General features: G+C 74.4%; 20 protein-coding genes. 9 read left to right on the top strand and 11 right to left on the bottom strand.

Features of this window, described 5'->3' with window-relative positions:
- Window positions 1-24: 24 nt before the first annotated feature.
- Window positions 25-726 carry a response regulator transcription factor gene (locus VKA29_RS22405; protein WP_324787725.1) on the bottom strand — a complete coding sequence of 234 codons (702 nt, stop codon included), beginning with the start codon at window positions 724-726 and terminating at the stop codon, window positions 25-27.
- Between the two features lie 236 nt (window positions 727-962).
- On the opposite strand from VKA29_RS22405, the gene VKA29_RS22400 reads away from it, so the two are divergent.
- A complete protein-coding gene (locus VKA29_RS22400) occupies window positions 963-1,550 on the top strand; it encodes a hypothetical protein (RefSeq protein WP_324787724.1) in 588 nt (195 codons plus the stop codon).
- 396 nt (window positions 1,551-1,946) lie between these two features.
- Here the strand turns inward: VKA29_RS22400 and VKA29_RS22395 are convergent, their stop codons facing one another.
- From VKA29_RS22395 to VKA29_RS22385, 3 genes are all read right to left on the bottom strand, one after another.
- On the bottom strand, window positions 1,947-2,606 hold the full coding sequence (locus tag VKA29_RS22395) for a CBS domain-containing protein (RefSeq protein ID WP_324787915.1): 660 nt from the start codon (window positions 2,604-2,606) through the stop codon (window positions 1,947-1,949).
- A 44-nt stretch (window positions 2,607-2,650) separates the two neighbouring features.
- Window positions 2,651-3,115 carry a cyclic nucleotide-binding domain-containing protein gene (locus tag VKA29_RS22390; RefSeq protein ID WP_324787722.1) on the bottom strand — a complete coding sequence of 155 codons (465 nt, stop codon included), beginning with the start codon at window positions 3,113-3,115 and terminating at the stop codon, window positions 2,651-2,653.
- A 108-nt stretch (window positions 3,116-3,223) separates the two neighbouring features.
- Window positions 3,224-4,933, bottom strand: coding sequence for a SulP family inorganic anion transporter (locus VKA29_RS22385; protein ID WP_324787720.1), 1,710 nt, complete (start codon window positions 4,931-4,933; stop codon window positions 3,224-3,226).
- Between the two features lie 281 nt (window positions 4,934-5,214).
- On the opposite strand from VKA29_RS22385, the gene VKA29_RS22380 reads away from it, so the two are divergent.
- Window positions 5,215-6,120: a universal stress protein gene (locus VKA29_RS22380; protein WP_324787718.1), complete on the top strand. Its 906-nt coding sequence runs from the start codon at window positions 5,215-5,217 to the stop codon at window positions 6,118-6,120.
- Between the two features lie 100 nt (window positions 6,121-6,220).
- A complete protein-coding gene (locus tag VKA29_RS22375; protein ID WP_324787717.1) occupies window positions 6,221-7,093 on the top strand; it encodes a universal stress protein in 873 nt (290 codons plus the stop codon).
- 26 nt (window positions 7,094-7,119) lie between these two features.
- Here VKA29_RS22375 and ppk2 read toward each other — a convergent pair whose 3' ends face one another.
- A complete protein-coding gene (ppk2, locus tag VKA29_RS22370) occupies window positions 7,120-7,923 on the bottom strand; it encodes a polyphosphate kinase 2 (RefSeq protein ID WP_324787715.1) in 804 nt (267 codons plus the stop codon).
- A 53-nt stretch (window positions 7,924-7,976) separates the two neighbouring features.
- Between ppk2 and VKA29_RS22365 the strand changes: the two genes are divergently transcribed.
- The 4 genes from VKA29_RS22365 to VKA29_RS22350 all read left to right on the top strand — a co-directional run bounded on the left by VKA29_RS22365 (window position 7,977) and on the right by VKA29_RS22350 (window position 14,476).
- Entirely contained in the window at window positions 7,977-10,358 is a 2,382-nt protein-coding gene (locus VKA29_RS22365; RefSeq protein ID WP_324787713.1) for a phosphoketolase family protein, read from the top strand.
- Window positions 10,359-10,472: 114 nt separating this feature from the next.
- The gene (locus VKA29_RS22360; RefSeq protein WP_324787711.1) at window positions 10,473-13,169 is read left to right on the top strand and encodes a GNAT family N-acetyltransferase; all 2,697 of its coding nucleotides are present in this window, start codon (window positions 10,473-10,475) and stop codon (window positions 13,167-13,169) included.
- A 12-nt stretch (window positions 13,170-13,181) separates the two neighbouring features.
- Window positions 13,182-13,913 (top strand): CBS domain-containing protein, encoded by a 732-nt coding sequence (locus VKA29_RS22355; RefSeq protein WP_324787710.1) that lies wholly within the window; start codon window positions 13,182-13,184, stop codon window positions 13,911-13,913.
- A 41-nt stretch (window positions 13,914-13,954) separates the two neighbouring features.
- Window positions 13,955-14,476 (top strand): flavodoxin domain-containing protein, encoded by a 522-nt coding sequence (locus tag VKA29_RS22350; RefSeq protein WP_324787708.1) that lies wholly within the window; start codon window positions 13,955-13,957, stop codon window positions 14,474-14,476.
- A gap of 79 nt (window positions 14,477-14,555) precedes the next feature.
- Here the strand turns inward: VKA29_RS22350 and VKA29_RS22345 are convergent, their stop codons facing one another.
- Window positions 14,556-15,545 carry a GerMN domain-containing protein gene (locus VKA29_RS22345; RefSeq protein ID WP_324787707.1) on the bottom strand — a complete coding sequence of 330 codons (990 nt, stop codon included), beginning with the start codon at window positions 15,543-15,545 and terminating at the stop codon, window positions 14,556-14,558.
- A 272-nt stretch (window positions 15,546-15,817) separates the two neighbouring features.
- Between VKA29_RS22345 and VKA29_RS22340 the strand changes: the two genes are divergently transcribed.
- Together VKA29_RS22340 and VKA29_RS22335 are read left to right on the top strand one after the other, a co-directional pair.
- The gene (locus VKA29_RS22340) at window positions 15,818-16,807 is read left to right on the top strand and encodes an Acg family FMN-binding oxidoreductase (RefSeq protein WP_324787706.1); all 990 of its coding nucleotides are present in this window, start codon (window positions 15,818-15,820) and stop codon (window positions 16,805-16,807) included.
- Between the two features lie 2 nt (window positions 16,808-16,809).
- Window positions 16,810-17,400, top strand: coding sequence for a hypothetical protein (locus tag VKA29_RS22335; RefSeq protein WP_324787704.1), 591 nt, complete (start codon window positions 16,810-16,812; stop codon window positions 17,398-17,400).
- Between the two features lie 110 nt (window positions 17,401-17,510).
- On the opposite strand, the gene hypE is transcribed toward VKA29_RS22335, so the two are convergent.
- From hypE to VKA29_RS22310, 5 genes are read right to left on the bottom strand one after another with little or no spacing between them, the layout of a single operon-like run.
- Entirely contained in the window at window positions 17,511-18,545 is a 1,035-nt protein-coding gene (gene hypE / locus VKA29_RS22330; protein ID WP_324787702.1) for a hydrogenase expression/formation protein HypE, read from the bottom strand.
- Window positions 18,542-19,645 carry a hydrogenase formation protein HypD gene (gene hypD / locus VKA29_RS22325; RefSeq protein ID WP_324787701.1) on the bottom strand — a complete coding sequence of 368 codons (1,104 nt, stop codon included), beginning with the start codon at window positions 19,643-19,645 and terminating at the stop codon, window positions 18,542-18,544. The genes hypE and hypD overlap by 4 nt, the downstream gene beginning before the upstream one ends.
- Complete coding sequence (locus VKA29_RS22320) at window positions 19,642-20,268, bottom strand: CBS domain-containing protein (RefSeq protein ID WP_324787699.1); 627 nt, start codon at window positions 20,266-20,268, stop codon at window positions 19,642-19,644. Before VKA29_RS22320 ends, hypD begins: the two co-directional genes overlap by 4 nt.
- Complete coding sequence (locus VKA29_RS22315; RefSeq protein ID WP_324787697.1) at window positions 20,261-21,634, bottom strand: Ni/Fe hydrogenase subunit alpha; 1,374 nt, start codon at window positions 21,632-21,634, stop codon at window positions 20,261-20,263. The genes VKA29_RS22320 and VKA29_RS22315 overlap by 8 nt, the downstream gene beginning before the upstream one ends.
- Entirely contained in the window at window positions 21,631-22,383 is a 753-nt protein-coding gene (locus VKA29_RS22310; RefSeq protein ID WP_324787695.1) for an oxidoreductase, read from the bottom strand. Before VKA29_RS22310 ends, VKA29_RS22315 begins: the two co-directional genes overlap by 4 nt.
- Between the last annotated feature and the right edge of the window lies 1 nt (window position 22,384).

Genomic DNA, 22,384 nt, shown 5'->3' with positions numbered 1-22,384 from the left:
GGGCGCCGGACGGCCCCGGCGGCCTCACCGCGTGTGCGGGGGATTCTGCTCCGGCTGGTCCAGCTGGGAGGCGATCACCGCGGCCTGCACCCGCCGCTGCACGCCCAGCTTCGCCAGCAGCCGGGAGATGTGGTTCTTGACGGTCTTCTCCGACAGGTAGAGCTTCTTGCCGATCTCCCGGTTGGTCAGGCCGTCCCCGATCAGGGTGAGGATCTCCCGCTCCCGCGGCGACAGGCTCGCCAGCTCGGGCGAGAGCTCCGGTTCGGCGGCGGGCTCGGTCCGCAGGGAGCGCATCAGGCGGGCGGTCGTCGCCGGGTCGAGCATCGACTGGCCGGAGGCGACCGTGCGCACCGCCGAGACCAGGTCGGAGCCCTTGATCTGCTTCAGCACATAGCCGGAGGCGCCGGCCATGATGGCGTCCAGCAGCGCGTCCTCGTCGTCGAACGACGTCAGCATCAGCACCGCCAGCTCCGGCATGCGGCTGCGCAGCTCGCGGCAGACGGAGATGCCGTCGCCGTCCGGCAGCCGTACGTCCAGCACGGCCACGTGCGGCCGCACCGCGGGCGCCCGCACGAGGGCGTGCGCGACGTTCTCGGCGTCGCCGACGACGCTGATGTCGGGCTCCGCGTCCAGCAGGTCGGCAAGACCGCGTCGGACGACCTCGTGGTCGTCCAGCAGGAAGACGCGGATCGGATCCTGCGCCGTGAAGGTGCGTGGCTCGGTCATGTCGACCCCTTGTTTCCCCGGGTGTGAGACGGACTGCGGGCCGTCTGTTCCGACGATCATCATGCGGTATGCGGTGGGACCGGGACCACCAGGCCCCTGCGTTTCCCCACATGGCCTATTGCATATTCTGCGCAATCGGTTGCCGCCGCGACAGGCACCCCCTCCCCTCGGGGGCCGGGGAGTGAGACCTTTATAGGTGTGTCTGTCCCCTTGCGCCCGTAAAGGGGGTGGGTCCGATGCGGAGGACCGGAGACGGGAACGTGGTGGGCTGGCGCTGGCGGCACAACCCCCTGCGGCGGCGCAGTGACGTGCTGGAGGCGTGGATCCTGCTGGTCGCCTGGACGGCGGCGGTGTGTGCGGCGGTCGTGGCCGGCGTCCTCGGCTCCCGGGCGATGGAGCGCCTGGCGGAGCGCGAACGGGCCGCCCGCCTGCCGGTGGCCGCGGTGGTGACCGGCGTCCTGCCCGGCGGCGGCCGGGACCTGTTCACCGGCGTGCGGCGCGACCGGGTGCCGGCGACCGTGCGCTGGACGGACCGCGAGGGGCGGCCGCACACCGGGACGACGGACGTGCCGAGCGCGGCCCGGCCCGGGGCGGGGGTGAGGGCGTGGACGGACGGCCGCGGCCACCTGGTTTCCGCGCCCGTCCCGGCCGCCGAGGCGACGACGCGCGCGGTGCTGGCCGGTACGGGCGCCGCCTTCGTGACCGGCGTGACGGTGCTCGCGGGCGGTTACCTGGTGCGCCTGGGCGTGGAGCGGCGCGCCACCGACCGGTGGGGCGCCGACTGGGAACGCGCCGACCGGCGCTGGGGACACACCACCGGCTGACCCACCGACCCCACCGCCGCCGCGGGCGCCCTGCCGTGCGGTGGCGGGTGTTCCCGGGGTTCTGCCGGGCCCTGCCGTGTGGTGGCGGGTGTTCCCGGGGTTCTGCTGGGCTCGGCGTGTGGTGGCGGGTGTTCCCGGGGTTCTGCCGGGCCCTGCCGTGTGGTGGCGGGTGTTCCCGGGGTTCTGCCGGGCCCTGCCGTGCGGTGGCGGGCGTGCCCGGGGTTCTGCTGGGCTCGGCGTGTGGTGGCGGGTGTTCCCGGGGTTCTGCCGGACCTGCCGTGCGGTGGCGGGTGTCCCGCGACCCTGCTCGACTCGCCGTGAGGTGGCGGGTGCCCCGGGGACCGTCCGGTCCGCCGTCAGGTGGCGGTTGGTCCCCGGGGCCCGCCGGACCCGCCGTCAGGCGGCGGGCGTGCCCGGTCCGTCAAGGTCGAAGCGGACGTCCACGACGCCCTCGACCGCCCGGACCATGCGTGCGGCGACCGGGACGAGGGAGGTGTCGCGGACCCGTCCGCCGAGCGTCACGACGCCCTCGTCGACCTCCACCCGTACCTCCGCGTCCGGAGCCGGGAACAGGTACGCCACGACCTCCCGGCTCACCTCCCGCGCGATGTCCTCGTCCTCGCGCAGGAACACCTTCAGCAGGTCGGCCCGGCTGACGATGCCCTCGAGGCGGCCGTCCTCGTCGACGACGGCGAGCCGCTTGACGCGCGCCCGCGCCATCTCCCGCGCGGCCTGCGCGAGCGTCGCCTCGCCGCGGACGGCGAGGGCGGGGGAGGTCATCAGCTCGCCGGCCGTCACCGAGCCCGCCTTGGCGAGGTCGGACAGCCTGCGCAGCTGCGTGCGCCGGTCGGGGTCGCTGTCCCGGAACTCCTCCTTGGGCAGCAGATCCGCCTCGGAGACCATGCCGACGACCCGGCCGACGCCGTCCACCACGGGCAGCGCGCTCACCTTGTGCTGCTGCAGCGCCCGCACGATGTCCTTGAAGGACGCCGTCCGGTCGACGGAGGCGACGGCGCGGGTCATCACGTCGCTCACGGTGTGCGGGGTTCCGTACACGTCCGCTGCGCGGGCCTCTCGCCCGCCGGGGTCCGACGCCGTGGTCATCGCATGCCTCCGCTGCCGTACGGGCCGTACAGGTCCAGCAGCCGGGTCCGGGCCGTGCGGAGCCGGTGCGCCACGACCTGGCCCACCCATTCGGCGATGGCCAGCCCGAACACCGGATCCTTGTGGCACAGCTCGCGCACGGCCGAGGCGTCGAACTCGTACGCCCGCAACGGGGTCACCGCCTCGGCGCCGAGGTGCCAGACGTGCGGCGGGAACAGCCAGGACCAGCCGACGATGTCGTTGTGTCCGATGGACTCGATGACGGCCGGGCGGCGGCCGGGCACCCGCATGTCGAGGTCCACCGTGCCGGTGCGGACGATCCAGAACTTGTCGGCCCGGCTGCCTTCCTCGAAGAGCCGGGTGCCCTGCGGGTACGACACCTCGCGGGCCAGCTCCATCAGCCGCTGCCGCTGTTCGGCGGGCAGGGCCCGCGGCAGGCTCGTCGTTGCGGGAGCGTTCATGGCGTGCCTCCAGTGCGGCGTACGGAACTGGCCAGTTCCAGCGTGTCGGCGAAGGGGGCGCCGGGCCATGGGCCACCCGGCCCTGCGTCCGGGCCACCCGGCGCGGCGCTACCGGCTCCGGCACCACTTGCGGTACGCGGCGACCGCGGTCGGCAGCGTGGGGAAGATCAGGTCCCGGCCCACCGAGTCGGCCAGCCCGTACGCCTCCAGGTCGTCCAGCAGATCCTGTTTCACCCGGGCCAGCGCGAACACCACACCGCGGCGGGCCAGCTCGCGGCGCAGCGCGTCGACGGCGTCCAGGGCGGTGATGTCCACCTCCACGTTCGCCTCGGTGTTCAGCACGAACCAGCGCACCGGCTCGGTCTGCTCGTCGACGGCGGCCAGCGCCCGGCGGTGGAAGTCCTGCGCGTTGGCGAAGAACAAGGGGGAGTCGTAGCGGTAGATGAGCAGCCCGGGGATCGTGCGGGCCTGCGGGTAGTCGTCCACGTCGTGCATGCCGGCCACCCCCGGCACCAGCCCCTCCACGGCGTCGTGCGGGCGGGCCACCCGGCTGAGCAGCTCCGCCACCGACAGGCCCACGGCCACCAGCACCCCGTACAGGATGTCCAGGGCCAGCACGCCGGCCAGGCAGCCGAACGCCAGCAGCAGCTCGCGGCGGCGGAAGGAGGCCAGCCGGGCGAAACCCGTGAGGTCGATCATGCGGACGGCCGCGTACACCACCAGCGCGCCCAGCACCGCGGCCGGCATGCGGGCCATCAGGGGGCTGAGGAACAGCAGGACGCCGAGCACCACCGCGCCCGCCACCAGGGAGTACGCCTGGCTGCGCGCGCCCCCCGAGGACGCGAGCGCGGTCCGGCTGGCGCTGCTGCTCACCGGGAAGCCGTGCAGGAAGCCGGCGCCGAGGTTCGCCGCGCCCAGGGCCAGGAACTCCTGGTCGGCGTCGAGCGGGGGCGCCTCGTCGTCGCGGCCGCTGAACGCCCGCGCGGTCAGCACGAAGTCGGTGTAGCCGACGATGAGCACGCCCAGCGCGGGCAGCACCAGCTGGGGCAGCACGCCCAGCTCGGGCAGCCCGGCCGAGGGCAGCCCCGAGGGCACCTCGCCGATCACCTTGATGCCGAAGCGGTCGTCGAGACCGAACACGCCCACCGCCACGGTTCCCAGCAGCACCGCGAGCAGCGGGCCGGGCAGCGGGCGCGGCAGCCGGTTCACCGCGAACAGGAACGCGATCGCGACGGCCGAGAACAGCACCGTCGCGCCGTGCGCCTGGCCCGGATGGCGCAGGAACGACCACAGCTGCGGGAAGAAGGCCGAGCCGGTGGTGGGCACGCCCGTCAGCTTGGGCAACTGGTCCACGATCATGATCAGGGCGACGCCCGCGAGATAGCCGATCAGCACCGGCCGGGACAGCAGGTCGGCGACGAAACCCAGCCTCAGCACCCGTGCCGCCAGGCACAGCAGGCCCACCGTGACGGCGAGGGCCGCCGCGAGCGAGGCGTGACGCGACGGGTCGCCGCCCGCGAGCGGACCCACCACGACCGCCGTCATCAGCGCCGTCGTCGATTCGGGCCCCACCGACAGCAGCCGGGAGGATCCCAGCAGCGCGTACAGGCCCAGCGCGGGCAGGATCGCCCACAGTCCCGCCACCGGCGGCAGCCCGGCCACGCCCGAGTACGCCATCACCTGCGGGACCAGGTACGCCGCCACCGTGAGACCCGCCAGCAGGTCGCCGCGCAGCCAGGACCGGCGGTAGGAGCCCAACGCGGCGATCCCGGGCGCCAGACGGCGCCAGTCACGTACATGCCCGCCCGAGCCGCGCACCCTGGGCCTCCCTCCGCCGGCCTGTCCGGCATCCGCCGTGCCACGGCCCACCGCCCGGCCACCTCGGCGGCGCCGGCCTCCGCGACCCGGCGACTGCCGGGAAGGGGCCGATCAGACCATACGACCCCGCCGCCGACGTGCGACGTCGGCCCCGTGACGGACGCCGTTCGCGGGCCGGCACGGCCGTTGGGCCGGTCGGTCCCGGCGGGGGACATGCGGCCCCTGCAGCTCCCGCCGGGAACTGGCCGAGGCTGGGAGCAGATCCCGATCAGGAGGCAGAAATGGTCCGTACCGTTGTCGCAGGACTCGACGGCTCGCCCGAAAGCAGGGCCGCCGCGGAATGGGCCGCCCGCGAGGCGAAACTGCGCGGCCTGCCCCTGACGATCGTCCACGTGTGGGAGCCCGTCCCCGCGCCGGTGGCCCAGGCACCCTTCCTCGGCGCCGAGACCCGGCAGCAGTGGACCGACCAGTACCCCGCGGACACCGCCGCCGGCCTGCGGCTGCGCCACCCCGGCGTCGAGGTGACCGTCGAGCAGCCCGACGGCCGGCCCGCCGACGTCCTGCTCGGGGCGGCCAAGGACGCCGAACTGCTCGTCCTCGGCTCCCGCGGCCTGAGCGGCATCGGCGGTTTCCTGGTCGGCTCCGTCGGACTCGCCGTCGTGGCGCACGCCACCGCGCCCGTGGTCCTGGTCAGGGCCGGGGAACAGGCCGCCGACGAGCACCAGCCGGACCCGGTGGGCATCCCGTCGGCCGCCACCCCCTACCGTCCGGTGGTGCTCGGCCTCGACCCGGCCGGACCCGACGACACCCTCCTGGAGTTCGCCTTCGAGGCCGCCGCCCGCCGCTCGGCCGTCCTGCGGATCGTCTACGGGTGGAACCTGCCGCCCTACTACACCTACGGCCTGACCGTCGACCCGCAGTTCCACGACGAGGTCGCCCGCCGGCAGGCCGCGGCCCTCGCCGAGGCCGTACGCCCCTGGCGGCGGAAGTACCCGGACGTCGAGGTCGTCGAGGAGTCCCGGGCCGGCAGCGCCGCCGACTTCCTGGTCGACGCCGCCGACGGGGCCGCGCTGTTGGTCGTGGGCCGCCGCGCCCGCCGCACCCCGCTCGGACCGTTCATCGGCCCCGTCGCGCACGCGGTGCTGCACCACTCCACCGCCCCCGTCGCCGTCGTCCCGCACGACTGACCACCCGAGGAGCGAGCGACATGAACGCCGGCTTCGGCATATCGCGCGGCCGGGTCAGGGCCCGCATCGTGTTCGATCTGGAATCAGGACGGTGAGGACGATGGAACTGCCCCTCGTGGTGGGCACGGACGGCTCCGAGCCGAGTCTGCGCGCCGTGGACTGGGCGGCCGACGAGGCCACGCTGCACGGCGTGCCACTCAGGATCGTGTACGCCTCTCTCTGGGAGCGCTACGAAGGCGCCGCGCTCGCCCAGGAGATCCGCAAACCGTCCGACGAGGTCATGGCCGAGGACATCGTCGACGGCGCCGTCGACCGGGCGCGCCGCCGCCGGCCCGAGCTGAAGGTGTCCGGCGAGGTGCTGGCCGAGGAGCCCGAGTACGCCCTGGTGCGTGAGGGCCGCAACGCCTCCGCCGTGGTGGTCGGCACCCGCGGCCGCAGCGGCGTCGCCGAGTACCTGCTCGGCTCCGTCAGCCTCACCGTGGCCGCCCACGCCGACTGCCCGGTGATCGTGCTGCGCGGCAGCCAGGACAAGCGGGCCGAGCCGGGCACCCACGGGCGCGTCCTGGTCGCCGTCGGCGAGGACGGCGCCGACGCCCCGGCCGTGCGCTTCGCCTACGACGAGGCCCGGCGCCGCGGTGTCCCCCTGGAAGCCGTACGGGCCTGGCGGTGCCCCGCGCACGAGACCACCGACCATCCGCTGCTGGCCGGCGAACCCGCCCGGGTGCACGAGGAACGCGCCGCCGAGGCGCTGGAGGCGGCTTTGCGCGACGCCCCGCCGGATCTGGAGGTGCGCCGGCGCACCGTGGAGGGCCACGCCCGCCGGGTGCTGGTGGCCGCCTCGCAGGGCGCCGACCTGCTGGTCGTCGGGGCGAAGCGGCGCCCCGGGCACGTCGGACTGCAGCTCGGCCGTGTCACGCACGCCGTGCTGCACCACTCCGCCTGCCCGGTGGCCGTGGTGCCGCACCGGGTCTGAGGCCCGCGACGGGGCCCGTGAGGGGCTTACAGGCTCGCCGCGTGATCCGGGACGTAGGTCTGCAGATCGCGCGGCGGGCGCTCGTACCCGGTCGACGGCGGCCGCGGCGGCAGCTCCAGCACCGGCGGCGGCACGTCACGGTAGGGCACCGTGCCCAGCAGGTGGGCGATCATGTTCAGCCGGGCCCGGCGCTTGTCGTCGCTCTCCACGACGTACCACGGGGCCTCGCTGATGTCGGTGTGCACCAGCATCTCGTCCTTGGCCCGCGAGTAGGCCTCCCAGCGGGTGATCGACTCCAGGTCCATCGGCGACAGCTTCCAGCGCCGCAGCGGGTCGTCCAGACGGCGCCGGAACCGCTCCTGCTGCACCGCGTCGCTGACCGAGAACCAGTACTTGCGCAGCAGGATCCCGTCCTCCACCAGCATCCGCTCGAAGATGGGGCATTGCCTGAGGAAGAGCTGGTACTCCTCCCTGGTGCAGAAACCCATCACGTGCTCGACGCCGGCCCGGTTGTACCAGGACCGGTCGAACAGCACGATCTCCCCGGCGGCCGGCAGGTGCTCGACGTACCGCTGGAAGTACCACTGGGTGCGCTCCCGCTCGGTCGGCTTCGGCAGCGCCGCGATGCGGGCGACTCGCGGATTGAGGTGTTCCGCGACACGCTTGATGGTGCCGCCCTTGCCCGCCGCGTCCCGCCCCTCGAAGACGACCACCAGACGAGCGCCCTCGGCCCGCACCCACTCCTGCAGCCTCACCAACTCCGCCTGCAGCCGGAGCAGTTCCTTCTCGTAGGTCTTGCGCGGCAGCGCCGCCTCGTCCTTGCCGGCCATTGCCGCCGCCTCCACCGCTCGATGACCCGTGCCGCTGACACCTGGAGCCACTGATGCCCAAGGTCGAACACCAGGACGCCACCGTACTGACCGACGAGGAAGTGCGCACGCTGGACGCCCACTGGCGGGCCGCCAACTACCTGGCCGCCGGGCAGATCTACCTGCTCGCCAACCCGCTGCTGCGCGAGCCGCTGAAGCCGGAGCACATCAAACCGCGGCTGCTCGGGCACTGGGGCACCTCGCCCGGGCTGAACCTCGTGTACACCCACCTCAACCGGGTCATCAAGGCCCGCGGCCTGGACGCCCTGTGCGTCTGGGGCCCCGGCCACGGCGGCCCCTCCGTGGTCGCCAACTCCTGGCTGGAGGGCACCTACAGCGAAACCTACCCGGACGTCCCGCGCGACGGGGCGGGCATGGAGCGGCTGTTCCGGCAGTTCTCCTTCCCCGGCGGCGTCCCCAGCCACGTGGCGCCGGAGACGCCCGGCTCGATCCACGAGGGCGGCGAACTCGGCTACTCGCTCTCCCACGCCTACGGCGCCGCCTTCGACAACCCGGACCTGGTGGTCGCCTGCGTGATCGGCGACGGCGAGGCGGAGACCGGGCCGCTGGCCGCCTCCTGGCACTCCGACAAGTTCCTCGACCCGGTACGCGACGGCGCCGTCCTGCCGATCCTGCACCTCAACGGCTACAAGATCGCCAACCCGGCCGTGCTGGCCCGCCTGCCCGAGCCGGAACTCGACGACCTGCTGCGCGGCTACGGCCACGCCCCCATCCACGTCACCGGCGACGACCCGGCCGCCGTCCACCGGGCGATGGCCGGCGCCCTCGACGAGGCGCTCGACCGCATCGCCCTGCTGCAGCGCACGGCCCGCGAGGAGGGCGTCACCGAACGCCCCCGCTGGCCCGTGATCGTGCTGCGCACGCCGAAGGGCTGGACCGGCCCCGCCGAGGTCGACGGCCTGCCGGTGGAGGGCACCTGGCGGGCCCACCAGGTGCCGCTGGCCGGCGTCCGGGAGAACCCGGGGCACCTGCGGCAACTGGAGGACTGGCTGCGCTCCTACCGCCCGGCGGAACTCTTCGACGCCGACGGCCGGCCGGTCGCCGACGTCCTCGCCTGCGTCCCCGGCGGCGACCGGCGCCTGGGCGCCACCCCGCACGCCAACGGCGGCCTGCTGCTGCGCGAACTGCCCGCCGTACCCCTGGAGCGCCACGCGGTGGAGGTCGACAAGCCGGGCACCACCCTGCACGAACCGACCCGCGTCCTCGGCGGCCTCCTCGAAGAGGTGATGAAACAGACCGCGGCCCGCCGCGACTTCCGGCTCGTCGGCCCGGACGAGACCGCCTCCAACCGGCTGCAGGCCGTCTTCGGCGCCAGCGGCAAGGCATGGCAGGCACGGACCCTCCCGGTCGACGAGCACCTCGACCGGCACGGGCGGGTCCTGGAGATCCTGTCCGAACACACCTGCCAGGGCTGGCTGGAGGGCTACCTCCTCACCGGCCGGCACGGCCTGTTCTCCTGCTACGAGGCGTTCGTGCACATCGTCGACTCGATGGTCAACCAGCACATCAAATGGCTGCGCACCTCCCGGCGGCTGCCCTGGCGCGCCCCCATCGCCTCCCTCAACTACCTGCTCACCTCGCACGTGTGGCGCCAGGACCACAACGGCTTCTCCCACCAGGACCCCGGCTTCGTCGACCACGTCCTCAACAAGAGCCCCGAGGTCGTGCGCGTCTACCTCCCGCCGGACGCCAACACCCTGCTGTCGGTGGCCGACCACGCGCTGCACAGCCGCGACTACGTCAACGTGATCGTGGCCGGCAAGCAGCCCTGCTTCGACTGGCTCTCCATCGACGCCGCCCGCGTCCACTGCGCCCGCGGCGCCGGCATCTGGGAGTGGGCGGGCACCGAGAACGGCGGCGAGCCGGACGTCGTCCTCGCCTGCGCCGGCGACGTGCCCACCCAGGAGGTGCTGGCCGCCGCGCAACTGCTGCGCCGGCACCTGCCCGGCCTCGCCGTCCGCGTGGTCAACGTCGTCGACATGGCCCGCCTCATGCCCCGCGAGGAGCACCCGCACGGCATGAGCGACTTCGAGTACGACGGCCTGTTCACCACGGACAAACCGGTGATCTTCGCCTACCACGGCTACCCGTGGCTGATCCACCGGCTCGCCTACCGGCGCACCGGGCACCGCAACCTGCACGTGCGCGGCTACAAGGAGGCCGGCACCACGACCACCCCGTTCGACATGGTGGTCCGCAACGACCTCGACCGCTACCGGCTGGTCATGGACGTCATCGACCGGGTGCCCGGCCTCGCCGTCCGCGCCGCCGCCGTACGCCAGCGGATGGCCGACGTCCGCACCCGCCACCACGCCTGGATCCGCGAGCACGGCACCGACCTGCCCGAGGTCGCGGAGTGGACCTTCGACGCCTGAGATCAGGTCCGGATCGGGGGCCGACCGGCCCCCGATCGGTCCCCCAACAGCCCATGGGAGCGGGGACCGTTCCGCTGGACCCTCTTAGTGTCAACAGACCTGGAGGGAACCGCGATGACGCACGACGCGCCGGGCAGGCCCATGGTCCACGCTCTCCTCGCGGACGGCAGCACGGTGTGCATCCGCGGCGTGCGCCCGGACGACCACGACCAGCTGCGGGGCTTCTACGAGGAGATGTCCCCGGAGAACCTGCGGCTCAGGTTCTTCTCCGCGAGCCGGCGCTCCGCCGAGCTGGCCGCCGACCGGGCGTGCGCCTCCCCGCACCCGGGACACCGCGCCCTCGTCGCCGAGACGCAGGGCCGGATCATCGGCCTCGCCGAGTACGACACGGCCGGCGGCGACGGCACGGAGGCCGAGATCTCCATCGCCGTCTCCGACGCCCTGCACCACCGGGGCGTCGGCACCCTGCTGACCGAGCACCTGGTCTCCGCCGCCCGGGCCGAGGGCATCACCGACTTCACCGCGGAGGCGCTCAGCGAGAACCACGAGGTGCTGCGCCTGTTCGCCGACCTCGGCCTGCACACGGCGCGGCACTTCGACGGCCCCGAGGTGCGCTGCACCATCGCGCTCGACGAGTCCGACAGCTACCTCACGGCCGTGGAGGAACGCGGGCGCGCCGCCGACGTGGCCAGCCTCCAGCCGCTGCTGCGGCCGCAGGTGGTCGCCGTCGTCGGCGCCGGCCGCAGGCCGGGCTCGGTGGGCCGGGCGGTCCTGCACCACCTGCGCGCCGGCCGCTACGCCGGGCGCCTGTTCGCCGTGAACCCGGCCGCCGACGCGATCCTCGGCGTACCGGCCTACCCCTCGGTCTCCGCGCTGCCGGTGACACCCGACCTCGCCGTCCTCGCCGTACCCGCCGCCGCCGTTCCCGGCACCGCCGAGGAGTGCGGCAAGGCGGGCGTGCGGGCCCTCCTCGTGGTCACCGCCGGACTCGACGCCGACCAGGCGCGCGCCCTGCTGACGGCGTGCCGGGCGGGCGGCATGCGGCTGGTCGGCCCCAACTGCCTCGGCGTCGGCAACACCGAACCGGACCTGCGGCTGGACGCCACCTTCGCCGCCGACCACCCCCGCCCCGGCACCGCGGGCGTCGCCGTGCAGTCCGGGGGAGTGGGCATCGCCCTCCTCGACGGGCTGTCCCGGCTCGGCATCGGCGTCTCCACCTTCGCCTCCCTCGGCGACAAGTACGACGTCAGCGGCAACGACATGCTCCAGTGGTGGGAGAGCGACGGCCGCACCGACCTCGCCCTGCTGCACCTGGAGTCCTTCGGCAACCCGCGCGCCTTCTCCCGCACCGCCCGGCGCGTCACCCGCCGGATGCCGGTGCTGACCGTCGACGCCGGCCGCACCGACGCCGGCCGGCGCGCCGCCGCCTCGCACACCGCGGCCGCCGCCACCCGCACCATGACCCGCGCCGCGCTGTTCACCCAGGCCGGCATCACCGCCACCCGCTCCTGCGGCGAACTCCTCGAAGCCGCCGCCCTGATGCACTCCCAGCCGCTGCCCGCGGGCCCCCGCGTCACCATCGTCACCAACGCCGGCGGCGCCGGTGTGCTCGCCGCCGACGCCTGCGCCGAGGCCGGGCTGACCCTTCAGCCGCCCTCCCCCGGCCTCGTCGAGGCCCTGCGCGCCGTCCTGCCCGACGGCGCCACGGCCGGCAACCCCGTCGACGTCACCGCCGCCGTCACGGAGGAACAGCTCACCCGGTGCGTGGACCGGGTCATGGGGTCCACCGCCGTCGACGCCGTACTCGTCGTCCTCGTCCCCACCGCGGTCGCCGCGGCGACCGGCGACGACCTGGTCCGCGCCGTCACCGGCGGCCCCGCACGGCGGCCGAAGCCGGTCACCGTGCTCCGGCTGGAACAGGCCCTGCCCGTCGAACTGCTGCCCGCGGCCGACGGCGGCACCGTGCCCGCGTACGCCGAACCCCAGGCCGCGGCACGGGCCCTGGCCCACGCGGCCCGCCGCGCCGCCTGGCTCGCCCGTCCCGTCGGCACCGTTCCCGACCTCGACGGCGTCGACGGCGCACGCGCCCACGCCCTCGTCGAGGACTTCCTCGACGCCCACCCCGAGGGGGGCTGGCTCCACCCGCGCGAGTGCGCCGGGCTCCTCGACTGCTACGGCGTCCCGCAGTCGCCGTGGGCCTGGGCGGAGACCGAGGACGAGGCCGTCCTCGCCGCCGACCGGCTGCGCGGCGCCGACGGCCGGGTCGTCATGAAGGGCCACTGGCCGGGCCTGCTGCACAAGACCGCCGAGCACGCCGTCCACCTGGACCTGCGCGGCGACCAGCAGGTGCGCGCCGCCTTCCGCGACCTGCGGACCCGGTTCGCCGGACTGCTGACCGGCGTCCTGCTGCAGCCGCTCGCCGACCGCGGCACGGAACTGTTCGCGGGCGTCGTCCAGGACGAGGTCTTCGGCCCGCTGGTGCTGTTCGGGCTCGGCGGCACCGCGACCGAGGTCCTCGCCGACCACGCCGCCCGGCTCGCCCCGCTCACCGACCTGGACGTCCACGACCTGATCACCGCCCCGCGCTGCGCCCCGCTGCTGCTGGGCGAGGGCGGCGCCCGGCCGGTCGATCTCCAGGGCCTCGAACGACTGCTGCTGAGGCTGTCCCGCATGGCGAGCGACCTGCCGCAGCTGGCCGAGGCCGACTTCAACCCCGTGCTCGCGACACCGGACGGAGTCCGTGTGCTCGACGCCCGGGTGCGCCTGCTGCCCCGCAGGCCCCAGGACCCCTATCTGCGCCGGCTCCGCTGAGGAGGAACAGTCATGCGACACAACAAGGTCGGCTCCGTCATGACCACGGAGGTCGTCCGCGCCGAGTACGGCACGCCCTTCAAGGAAGTGGCCCGGCTGCTCGGCGAGCACCGCATCAGCGGACTGCCGGTGGTGGACGACGACGAGAAGGTCATCGGCGTCATCTCCGAGACGGACCTGCTGATGCGGCAGGCCGAGAGCCCGGACCCGGCCGAGCCGAGGAAGCGCTTCCGGCTCGCCGACCTCACCCACGAGGGGCGGATCCGTGCCGCCAAGAGCCGGGCCCGCACCGCCGGCCAGCTGATGACCGAGCCCGCCGTCACCGTCCACGCCGACGAGACCATCGTCGAGGCCGCCCGCACCATGGCGCAGAACCGGGTGGAACGGCTGCCCGTCCTGGACGAGGAGCAGCGCCTCGTCGGCATCGTCACCCGCCGTGACCTGCTGCAGGTGTTCCTGCGGCCCGACGCCGACATCCACGACGAGGTCGTCGACGAGGTCCTGGTCCGCGCCCTGTGGCTGGCCCCGCGCAGCATCGACGTCTCGGTGGTCGAGGGCGTGGTCACGCTCTCCGGGCACGTGGAGCGCAAGAGCGAGGCCGAGATCGCCGTCTCCATGACCCGGCAGATCGACGGCGTGGTCGCCGTCGTCAGCAAGCTGACCCACCGGCTCGACGACTCGCAGATCCAGCCCGAGGAGCAGGCGCTGCACGGCGTCGCCGACGACTGGCTGCGCAGGCTGTGACGTGACGTGACGTGACGTGAGGTGAGAGGAGGCGGATCGCCATGCCGACGCGCGTGCTGGTCGCCTACGGAACGAAGAACGGATCGACCGCGCAGATCGCGGAGGCGGTGGCCGACGTGCTGCGCAAGGAGGGGCTCGAGGCCGACACGGCACCCGCCTCGGCGGTCACCGACGTCACCCCGTACGACGCCGTCGTGGTCGGCGGCGCCCTGTACGCCGGACGCTGGCACAAGGACGCCCGCCGCCTGCTGCGCCGGCACGGCCGGACGCTGGCCGAACGCCCGCTGTGGCTGTTCAGCAGCGGCCCCCTGGACGCCACCGCCTCGGAGCGGGACATCCCGCCCGTCCCCGGCGTGCTGCGCGCCATGGACCGGCTCGACGCCCGCGAGCACGTCACCTTCGGCGGCCGTCTGGAGGAGGGCGCCAAGGGGCGCATCGCGCGGATGATCCTGCACAGCGGCAAGGGCGGGGACTTCCGCGACTTCCCCGCGATCGAGGCGTGGGCGGCGCGCGTCGCCGACACGCTGGTGAAGGAGCGGGGGGAAGCCGGGGAAACCGGGTGAGGGAGGAATACGACGGACCCCGGCGCGAGACTCGCGCCGGGGTCCGTCCGTGCCGGACCGCAGTCGCCGGGGACCGGAGTCAGCGGTGCACGGCCAGCGGCACGGTGTCGACGGTCACCGCGCGACCGTCCTTGGGCGACAGGTAGTACGCCGTCAGCAGGCCCTGCCCGGTGCGGACGGCCCGGTAGGGGAAGGTGACGTCGAAGGTGCCGCGGGTGCCGGTCCCGGACGTCGCCCGGACCTGCACGTCGGCGGCCTTGTGCCCGGAGGCGTCGGTGACCTTCAGCCGGAACACCGCCTCGAAGGTGTTCGCGCTGCCCCACACCCGCAGCGGGCTGCGCACCGTGTCGCCGATCAGCGGGGACTCCACCAGCACGGCGGGGGAGACGTCCTCGAAGTCGGCCCGGCCGACCGGGCCGTTGAGCACGATGCCCTCGCCGCCGAAGGCCCTCACCGGCTTGCCGTCGATCTCGAAGGCGACCTTGCGCACCGCCGGGAAGCGGGTCGCGGTGAACACGACCTGGGCGAGCCGCTCCCGCATCGACAGGCTGCCGCCGCCGTCGTCGTAGCGGCCGGACAGGTCGATGGTGGCGACGTGGTCGCGGATGACGAGGGAACGCAGCCGCGTGCCGGACGGGATGGCGGTGGTGCGGGAGTGACGGGCCTCGTAGGCGTCCGGACCGGCCAGCAGGGCGCGCAGAGCGGCGGTGGCGGTGCCCGGCGCGGTCACCGTGCGCGGGGCGCCGGAGACCTTCTCGCCGTGCAGGAAGTACACCGCCGTACGGACCTCCTTCGCCGTCGTGCCGCCGGAGCCGCCGGCCGAGGGCTTGGACGCCGTCGGGTCCGGTGCCGCGGTGCCGGGGGTGGTGGCCGACGCGGACGGGCGAGGGGTGCCCGTGGTGCCGCCGGACGAGCCGGTGTCCGCGGGGGACGACGGGGCGGGCGTGGTCCCGCCGGACGTGCCGGTGCCGCAGGCGGCGACCGTGACCAGGGGAAGCGCGAGCGCCGCGGTGACCACACGGGACCGGCGGCGGCGGGCGCGGCGGGCGGACGGCGTTCTGGTGAACATGGCATCCTCCTCCGACGCTTCCAGACAACTCCCCCGGCGCGCCCTCACCCAGTGCTGTACGGCCCCGGCCGCGGGCCGAACGGCCGGGCAACCCGGGGGGCGGCGGGCCGAGGGGCCCGCGCATGGGCCGCCACCGGGCCGCGGCGGGCCGCGGGAGGGCCGCACAGGCCGACTGCCGGGACCGTCGGCCCATGCCCCGGCGGACGCCCGGCCGGGACCCTGGGTGTGGACGGTTCACGACGGGTGGACGGTTCGCGAAAGGCGGGAGACCCATGTCCGTGTCGTACGACAAACCCGGCCACGCCGCCGTGCACCTGGCCCGCGCCGCCTCCCTCGCGCCCTCGCCGCACAACAGCCAGCCGTGGTTCTTCGTCGAGGAGGGCTACGACCACGGCTTCGAGGTGCACGCCGACGCCACCCGGCGCATGCTCCTGTCCGACCCCGACGGCCGGGAGATGGTCATCGCCTGCGGGGCGGCCCTGTTCAACGCGCGGATGGCGGTGCGGCACCTCGGCTTCAAACCGGCCGTCGAACTGCTGCCCGACCCGGCCGACCCCGCCTTCCTGGCGCACGTCGGCTTCGCCGCCCACGCCCCCGTCTCCGCCGAAGAGGCCGCACTGGCCGGCGCGATGGTGCTGCGGCACACCCACCGCGGACCGTTCGCCGCCGAGTCGCTGCCCCGCGAGTTCCTCGACGAGCTGAGCGAGCACGCGCGGGCCGAGGGAGCCGACTTCCAGGTCATCGACGGACCCGAGGAACTCGAACTGCTCGCCCGGCTGGTGCGCACCGCTGAGGACTGCCACCGCGCGGACCCGGTGCACGCGGCGGAGGTGGCCCGCCGCGTCGGGCCCGACCGGGTGCCCGCCGAGGCGTGCCGTTACCACCCGGACTGCACGCTCCTCGCCGGCCGCGACTACCTCTACCTCTCCCGCCGGTACGTCGTCCCGGCCCGCAGGCGGGCCTCCGGCACCGGCACCGTCGCCGTGCTGTCCACCGCGCGCGACGGACGCCAGGACTGGCTGCGCTCGGGGCAGGCGCTGCAGCGCGTGCTGCTGTCCGCCGCCGCCCGGGGCGTGACGGCCGCCTTCCACACCCAGCCCCTCGAACTGCCGGAGCTGCGGGCGCAGGTGCGTCGGCACCTCACCGCCGGCCACTTCCCGCAGGTGGTCCTGCGGCTCGGCCGCACCGGACAGCGGTGGGTCACCTCACGTCGTCCCGCCACCCGGGTCCTGGTCCGCGACAGCACCCCGGCGCGGTGGTGACGATGGCCCGCGTCACCCGCCCCCGAGCGGCCGGAACACGCTGGTGGCGGCTGCGCCGCAACCCGCTCCGGCCCCGCAGCTACCTGGTCGAGGGCTGGCTGCTGATCGCCACCTGGATCCTGGCCCTGCTCGCCGCCGTCGCCTCGGGCGTGGGGACGGCGGGCGCGGTCGAGCGGAGCGTCGGCCAACTGCGGGCCGCCCGGCACGCGGCGGCGGCCGTGCTGGTCAAGGACGCGGTGCGCGGCACGTCCGCGGTGGACGGGGGCAGCTCCCGGGCGTGGGCCACGGTGCGCTGGACCCTGGCGGACGGCACCACCCGCCAGGGCATCACCGCGGTCGACCCCGGAAGCCGGGCCGGCGGCACCACCCGCGTCTGGCTGGACCGTGCGGGCAACCTCGTCTCCGCGCCCGCCACCGCCGACGAGGCGCGCGCCCAGGGCGCGGCACTGGGCGCGGCGGCCGCGGTGATCGGCGGCAGCCTGGTGCTGCTCGCCGGCTGGGGCGTGTGCGCCCGGATCGACCGGAGCCGGCTGCGCCGCTGGGACGCGGAGTGGGCCGTGGTCAGCCCGCAGTGGCGGGGCCGGACGGGCTGACGCACCGCCACCCCCCGGCCCCCCAGCAGGTCCGTGCCGTGCCGGCCGGCAGGTCCGCGTGCTCAGCAGATCCCGCGTCCGTCCTCAGCAGATCCGTGGAAGGTCCGTCCTCAGCAGATCCGTGGAAGCTGTTCCCCCAGCGGCATGTCCACGATGCGGCGGGCGCCCACCAGGGTGCGCAGGGTCACCCGGCCCCGCGGGCCGTCCGGCACGACCTCGCCGATGCGGGTCGCCTGCGCGCCCTCGGGCATCGACCGCATCGCGGCCAGCGCGTCCCCGGCGACGGCCGGGTCGACGAAGGCGACCAGACAGCCCTCGTTGGCGACCACCAGCGGGTCGAGGCCGAGCAGGTCGCAGGCGGAGGCGACCGCCTCGGGCACGGGGACGGCGTACTCCTCGATCTCCACCGCGACGGACGAGTCCCGCGCGATCTCGTTGAGCGCGGCGGCCAGTCCGCCCCGCGTCGGGTCGCGCAGCACGTGCACGGCGGCGCCCAGCGGCGCCAGCGCGCGCACCAGCCGGTGCAGCGGACGGCTGTCGGAGGCGATGTCGCTCTCGAAGCCGAGGCCCTCGCGGGTGCTGAGCACGGTCGTGCCGTGCAGCCCGATCGGACCGGACAGCAGGACGGCGTCCCCGGCGCGGGCCGACGCCGCCGACGGGCACAGCGGAGCCTGCCGCTGCCCCACGCCGGTGGTGTTCACGAACAGCCGGTCGGCCGCGCCGCGCCCCACCACCTTGGTGTCGCCGGTGACGACGGGAACCCCTGCCTCCTGCGCCGCCTTGCCCAACGACGCCGTGACGGCCCGGAGTTCGGCCAGCGGCAGGCCCTCCTCGACGATCAGGGAGACCGACAGCGCGAGCGGCCACGCGCCCCGCATGGCGAGGTCGTTGACCGTGCCGTGGACGGCGAGCGAGCCGATGTCCCCGCCGGGGAAGAACAGCGGGCTGACGACGAAGCTGTCGGTGCTCATCACCAGGTCGGGGCGGCCCGGCAGCAGCGCCGCGTCCTCCAGCGGCCCGCCGGTCTCCCCGAACGAGGGCAGGATCAGGCTGTCGAGGAGTTCCGCGGTCAGGCGCCCGCCGGCACCGTGGCCGAGCAGGACGATCTCGTCCTCGTGGTGCGGGGTGGGGCATTCGATGGTCATGCCGTGCTCCTGGGGGCGATGCGGCCGGCCGCGTGGAAGGCGGCGCACGTGCCCTCGGAGGACACCATGGGCGCGCCGAGCGGATGACGGGGTGTGCAACGGGTGCCGTACGCGGGGCAGTCGGTGGGCAGCCGCGCGCCGGTGAGGATCGCGCCCGCGATGCACTCCGGGTCCTCCACCGGGGACAGCCCGCCCACGTCGAACCGGCGGGCCGCGTCGAACCGCGCGTACTCCTCGGCGAGTTCCAGACCGCTGTCGGGCAGCGAGCCGATGCCGCGCCAGGACCGGTCGGTGACCCGGAACACCCTGCGCACGGCGTCCTGCGCGTCGGTGTTGCCCGAGCGCCGCACGGCCCGCACGTACTGGTTCTCCACCTCGTGCCGTCCGGACTCCAGCTGCCGCACGGCCATCAGCACGCCCTCCAGCAGGTCCAGCGGCTCGAAGCCGGTGACCACGATCGGCACCCGGTAGCGGGCGGCGATCGGCTCGTACTCGCGCCAGCCCATCACCGCGCACACGTGCCCGGCCGCCAGGAACGCCTGCACCTCGCAGTCCGGGTCGTCGAGCAGCGCCGTCATGGCGGGCGGCACCAGGACGTGGCTGACCAGCATCGAGAAGTTCGTCAGCCCCAGCCGGGCCGCGTGCAGCACCGCCGTCGCGTTCGCGGGCGCCGTCGTCTCGAAGCCGACCGCGAGGAAGACCACCTCCCGGTCGGGGTGGGCGGCCGCCAGGCGCACCGCGTCCATCGGCGCGTACACCACCCGCACGTCCGCGCCCCGCGCCCGCAGCGAGAGCAGGTCGGACCGGGAGCCGGGCACCCGCAGCATGTCGCCGAAGCTGGTGAACAGCACGCCGGGCCGGGCCGCCACGGCCATGGCCCGGTCCAGCGTCTCCAGCGGCGTCACGCACACCGGGCAGCCGGGTCCGTGGATCATCCGCATCCCGGCGGGCAGCAGCTCGTCGATGCCCTGGCGGACGAGGGTGTGGGTCTGACCGCCGCACACCTCCATGATCCGCCAGGGCCGCGTGGCGGTCTGCCGCAGCTCTCCCAGCAGCCGCCGGGCGAGCACGGGATCGCGGTACTCGTCGAGGTACCTCATCGGCTGCTGAGATCCAGACGGATGTCGACGACCCCCTCCACGGCCCGCACCGCCCTGGCGACGATCGGGACGAGGGTGCGGTCGGGCAGCGGGCCGCTCAGCACGACCACGCCGTCCCGCACGGTGACCGTCAGCTCGGTGGTGATCGGGAGCTGGCCCAGCACCTCGTGCCGGATCTCCTCGGCGATCTCCTCGTCCTCGCGCAGGAAGACCTTCAGCAGGTCGCTGCGGCTCACCACGCCCTGCAACAGGCCGACCCCGTCCACCACGGGCAGCCGCTTGACGTGCCGGCGCGCCATGATGCGGGCCGCCTCGGCGACCGAGGCGTCCGCGTGCACGGTCACGGCCGGGCTGCTCATCAGCTCGCCCGCGGTCAGCGCGGCGGCCTTGCGCCGCTCGTCCCGCTCGGCGTCCTCCTCGCCCCCGTCGCGGAACTCCTCCTTCGCCAGCAGGTCGGCCTCGGAGACCACACCGATGACCCGGCCCTCGCCCACCAGGACCGGCAGGGCGCTCACCTTCCACTGGTCGATCAGGCCGACGACCTCCTTGAAGGGCGCGTCACGCCCGACGGCGATGACGGTCTGCGTCATCACATCGCTCACGGTGTACGGAGTCTCAGGCATCGCAGCCTCCCGCTGGTTCTGCCGGTGTAGCGCCGCAGGTACGGACGACCGTCAGGTCGAGGAAATGGGTGGAGCACGAGATGCACGGGTCGTGGTTGCGGATCACCCGCTCGCACAGGGCCGTCAACTCGGCGTCTCCCGGGTCGCCTTCACCGATCGCCCGCTGGACGAGGCGCAGCAGGTCCTCCTCGATGGCACCCTGGTTCTGCGCGGTCGGCGGCACGAGCAGCGCGGCGGTGACGACGCCCCCGGCGTCGATCTCGTAGCGGTGGTACAACAGCCCGCGGGGCGCCTCGGTCGCGCCGTGCCCGACGCCGGCGACCGGCGGGACGTCCGTGTACGGGCGCTCGGGCGGCTCGTAGCAGCCGATGATGCGCAGCGCCTCGTCGACGGCGTACAGCGTCTCCACCGCCCGCACCAGGATGGAACGGAACGGGTTGCGGCACACGGCGCCCTCGCGCGGATCGCCCAGCCCCGCTTCGGCGCACGCCTGCAGCGCCACCGGGGACAGCAGCCGGCCGCTGATTGCGAACCGGGCGAGGGATCCGGTGAGATGGAGGCGCCCGTCGAGCCGCGAGTGCAGCGCCGTGGAGTGCGCCACCTGGGTCTCGGTGACGTGGTCGGTGAAGTCCGCGACGGGGAAGGAGCCGGTGGAGCCGTCGGGCCACAGGACGCTCGGGGTGCCGTCCTCGATGGCGTACGTGTCCGGCCGGGCCAGCGCCAGCAGGGCGGCGTCGGTGCGGGCGTCCGGGAACTCGAAGCCGGCCACCCAGCGCACGGTCGCCCACGCGTCGTCCAGCGCCCGCCTCAACTGCTCTGCCACCGGCCGCAGTTCCTCCCGCGTCGGCGCCCGGTGGAAGCCACCGAGACGTACGTTCACCGGGTGCACCGCACGCCCGCCGAGGAGCTCCATCAGGTCGTTGCCGGCCTTCTTCAGCCGCAGCCCCCGCTCCACCTCGGCCCGGTGGGTGCGGGCCAGCTCGATCGCGCCGGACCGGCCCAGGAAGTCCGGGGCGTGCAGCAGGTAGACGTGCAGGGCCTGGCTCTCGATCCACTCCCCGCAGTACAGCAGCCGGCGCAGCGCCCGGACCGCCGGGTCGACCGTCACACCGCAGGCGTCCTCGACCGCCGCGCACGCGCTCATCTGGTACGCCACCGGGCAGATGCCGCACACCCGGGACGTCAGATCGGGCGGCTCGGTGTGGGCCCGGCCGCGCAGGAACGCCTCGAAGAAGCGCGGCGGTTCGTAGATCTCCAGCCGGGCCTCGGTGACCGTGCCGTCGTGCACGTGCAGGCGCAGCGCGCCCTCGCCCTCGACCCGGGACAGCGAGCCGACGTGCAGGACACGGGATCCGCGGTGTGTCACTGGTCCAACTCCTTCTGGAACGCGGCGGCGTTGAAGGTGTGCAGGAACCGCAGCACGGCGTCGTCGTCCATGCCGTCGCGGCGCAGCAACGGGATCAGGGAAGGCAGGTTCACCGACCCCGACGGCCCGAAGCAGCCGTAACAGCCGCGGTGGTAGGTCGGGCACAGAGCCCCGCACCCGGCGTGCGTGACCGGGCCCAGGCAGGGGGTGCCGTGGGCGACGGTGACGCAGACGTTGCCGCGCCGCTTGCACTCGAAGCACACACTGTGGTCGGGCACGTCGGGCTTGCGTCCGGCGAGGAACGCGGTGATCACCTCGATGAGCTGACGGCGGTCGATGGGGCAGCCGCGCAGTTCGAAGTCGACGGCCACATGGGCGGACACGGGGGTGGAGTCGGCGAGCGTGGAGACGTACTCGGGGCGCGCGTAGACCGTGCGCCGGTACTCGTCGACGTCCGCGAAGTTGCGCAGCGCCTGGACGCCGCCGGCGGTCGCGCACGCGCCGATGGTGACCAGGTGGCGGGAGGCGACCCGGATCTGCCGGATCCGCTCGGCGTCCTCGGCCGTGGTGACGGAACCCTCGACCAGCGACAGATCGTAGGGGCCCGGCTCCACCGCGCTGGACGCCTCCAGGAAGTGCGCGATCTCCACCTCGCCCGCCAGCGCGAGGAGTTCGTCCTCGCAGTCCAGCAGGGTGAGCTGGCAGCCGTCGCAGGAGGCCAGCTTGAACACGGCGAGTTTCGGTGCCATC

The sequence above is a fragment of the Streptomyces sp. H51 genome (genome assembly GCF_035656535.1).
GTDB lineage: Bacteria > Actinomycetota > Actinomycetes > Streptomycetales > Streptomycetaceae > Streptomyces.
Note: the sequence above shows the minus strand (reverse complement) of the source record. Positions and strands in the feature narration are given on the sequence as shown.

Coding starts and splice junctions, on each gene's coding strand:
- hypE (WP_324787702.1), bottom strand. CDS start 18,545: ATGACCATCGAATGCCCCACCCCGCACCACGAGGACGAGATCGTCCTG.
- VKA29_RS22340 (WP_324787706.1), top strand. CDS start 15,818: ATGTCCGTGTCGTACGACAAACCCGGCCACGCCGCCGTGCACCTGGCC.
- hypD (WP_324787701.1), bottom strand. CDS start 19,645: ATGAGGTACCTCGACGAGTACCGCGATCCCGTGCTCGCCCGGCGGCTG.
- VKA29_RS22375 (WP_324787717.1), top strand. CDS start 6,221: ATGGAACTGCCCCTCGTGGTGGGCACGGACGGCTCCGAGCCGAGTCTG.
- ppk2 (WP_324787715.1), bottom strand. CDS start 7,923: ATGGCCGGCAAGGACGAGGCGGCGCTGCCGCGCAAGACCTACGAGAAG.
- VKA29_RS22360 (WP_324787711.1), top strand. CDS start 10,473: ATGACGCACGACGCGCCGGGCAGGCCCATGGTCCACGCTCTCCTCGCG.
- VKA29_RS22310 (WP_324787695.1), bottom strand. CDS start 22,383: ATGGCACCGAAACTCGCCGTGTTCAAGCTGGCCTCCTGCGACGGCTGC.
- VKA29_RS22320 (WP_324787699.1), bottom strand. CDS start 20,268: ATGCCTGAGACTCCGTACACCGTGAGCGATGTGATGACGCAGACCGTC.
- VKA29_RS22405 (WP_324787725.1), bottom strand. CDS start 726: ATGACCGAGCCACGCACCTTCACGGCGCAGGATCCGATCCGCGTCTTC.
- VKA29_RS22335 (WP_324787704.1), top strand. CDS start 16,810: ATGGCCCGCGTCACCCGCCCCCGAGCGGCCGGAACACGCTGGTGGCGG.
- VKA29_RS22355 (WP_324787710.1), top strand. CDS start 13,182: ATGCGACACAACAAGGTCGGCTCCGTCATGACCACGGAGGTCGTCCGC.
- VKA29_RS22390 (WP_324787722.1), bottom strand. CDS start 3,115: ATGAACGCTCCCGCAACGACGAGCCTGCCGCGGGCCCTGCCCGCCGAA.
- VKA29_RS22345 (WP_324787707.1), bottom strand. CDS start 15,545: ATGTTCACCAGAACGCCGTCCGCCCGCCGCGCCCGCCGCCGCCGGTCC.
- VKA29_RS22350 (WP_324787708.1), top strand. CDS start 13,955: ATGCCGACGCGCGTGCTGGTCGCCTACGGAACGAAGAACGGATCGACC.
- VKA29_RS22400 (WP_324787724.1), top strand. CDS start 963: ATGCGGAGGACCGGAGACGGGAACGTGGTGGGCTGGCGCTGGCGGCAC.
- VKA29_RS22365 (WP_324787713.1), top strand. CDS start 7,977: ATGCCCAAGGTCGAACACCAGGACGCCACCGTACTGACCGACGAGGAA.
- VKA29_RS22380 (WP_324787718.1), top strand. CDS start 5,215: ATGGTCCGTACCGTTGTCGCAGGACTCGACGGCTCGCCCGAAAGCAGG.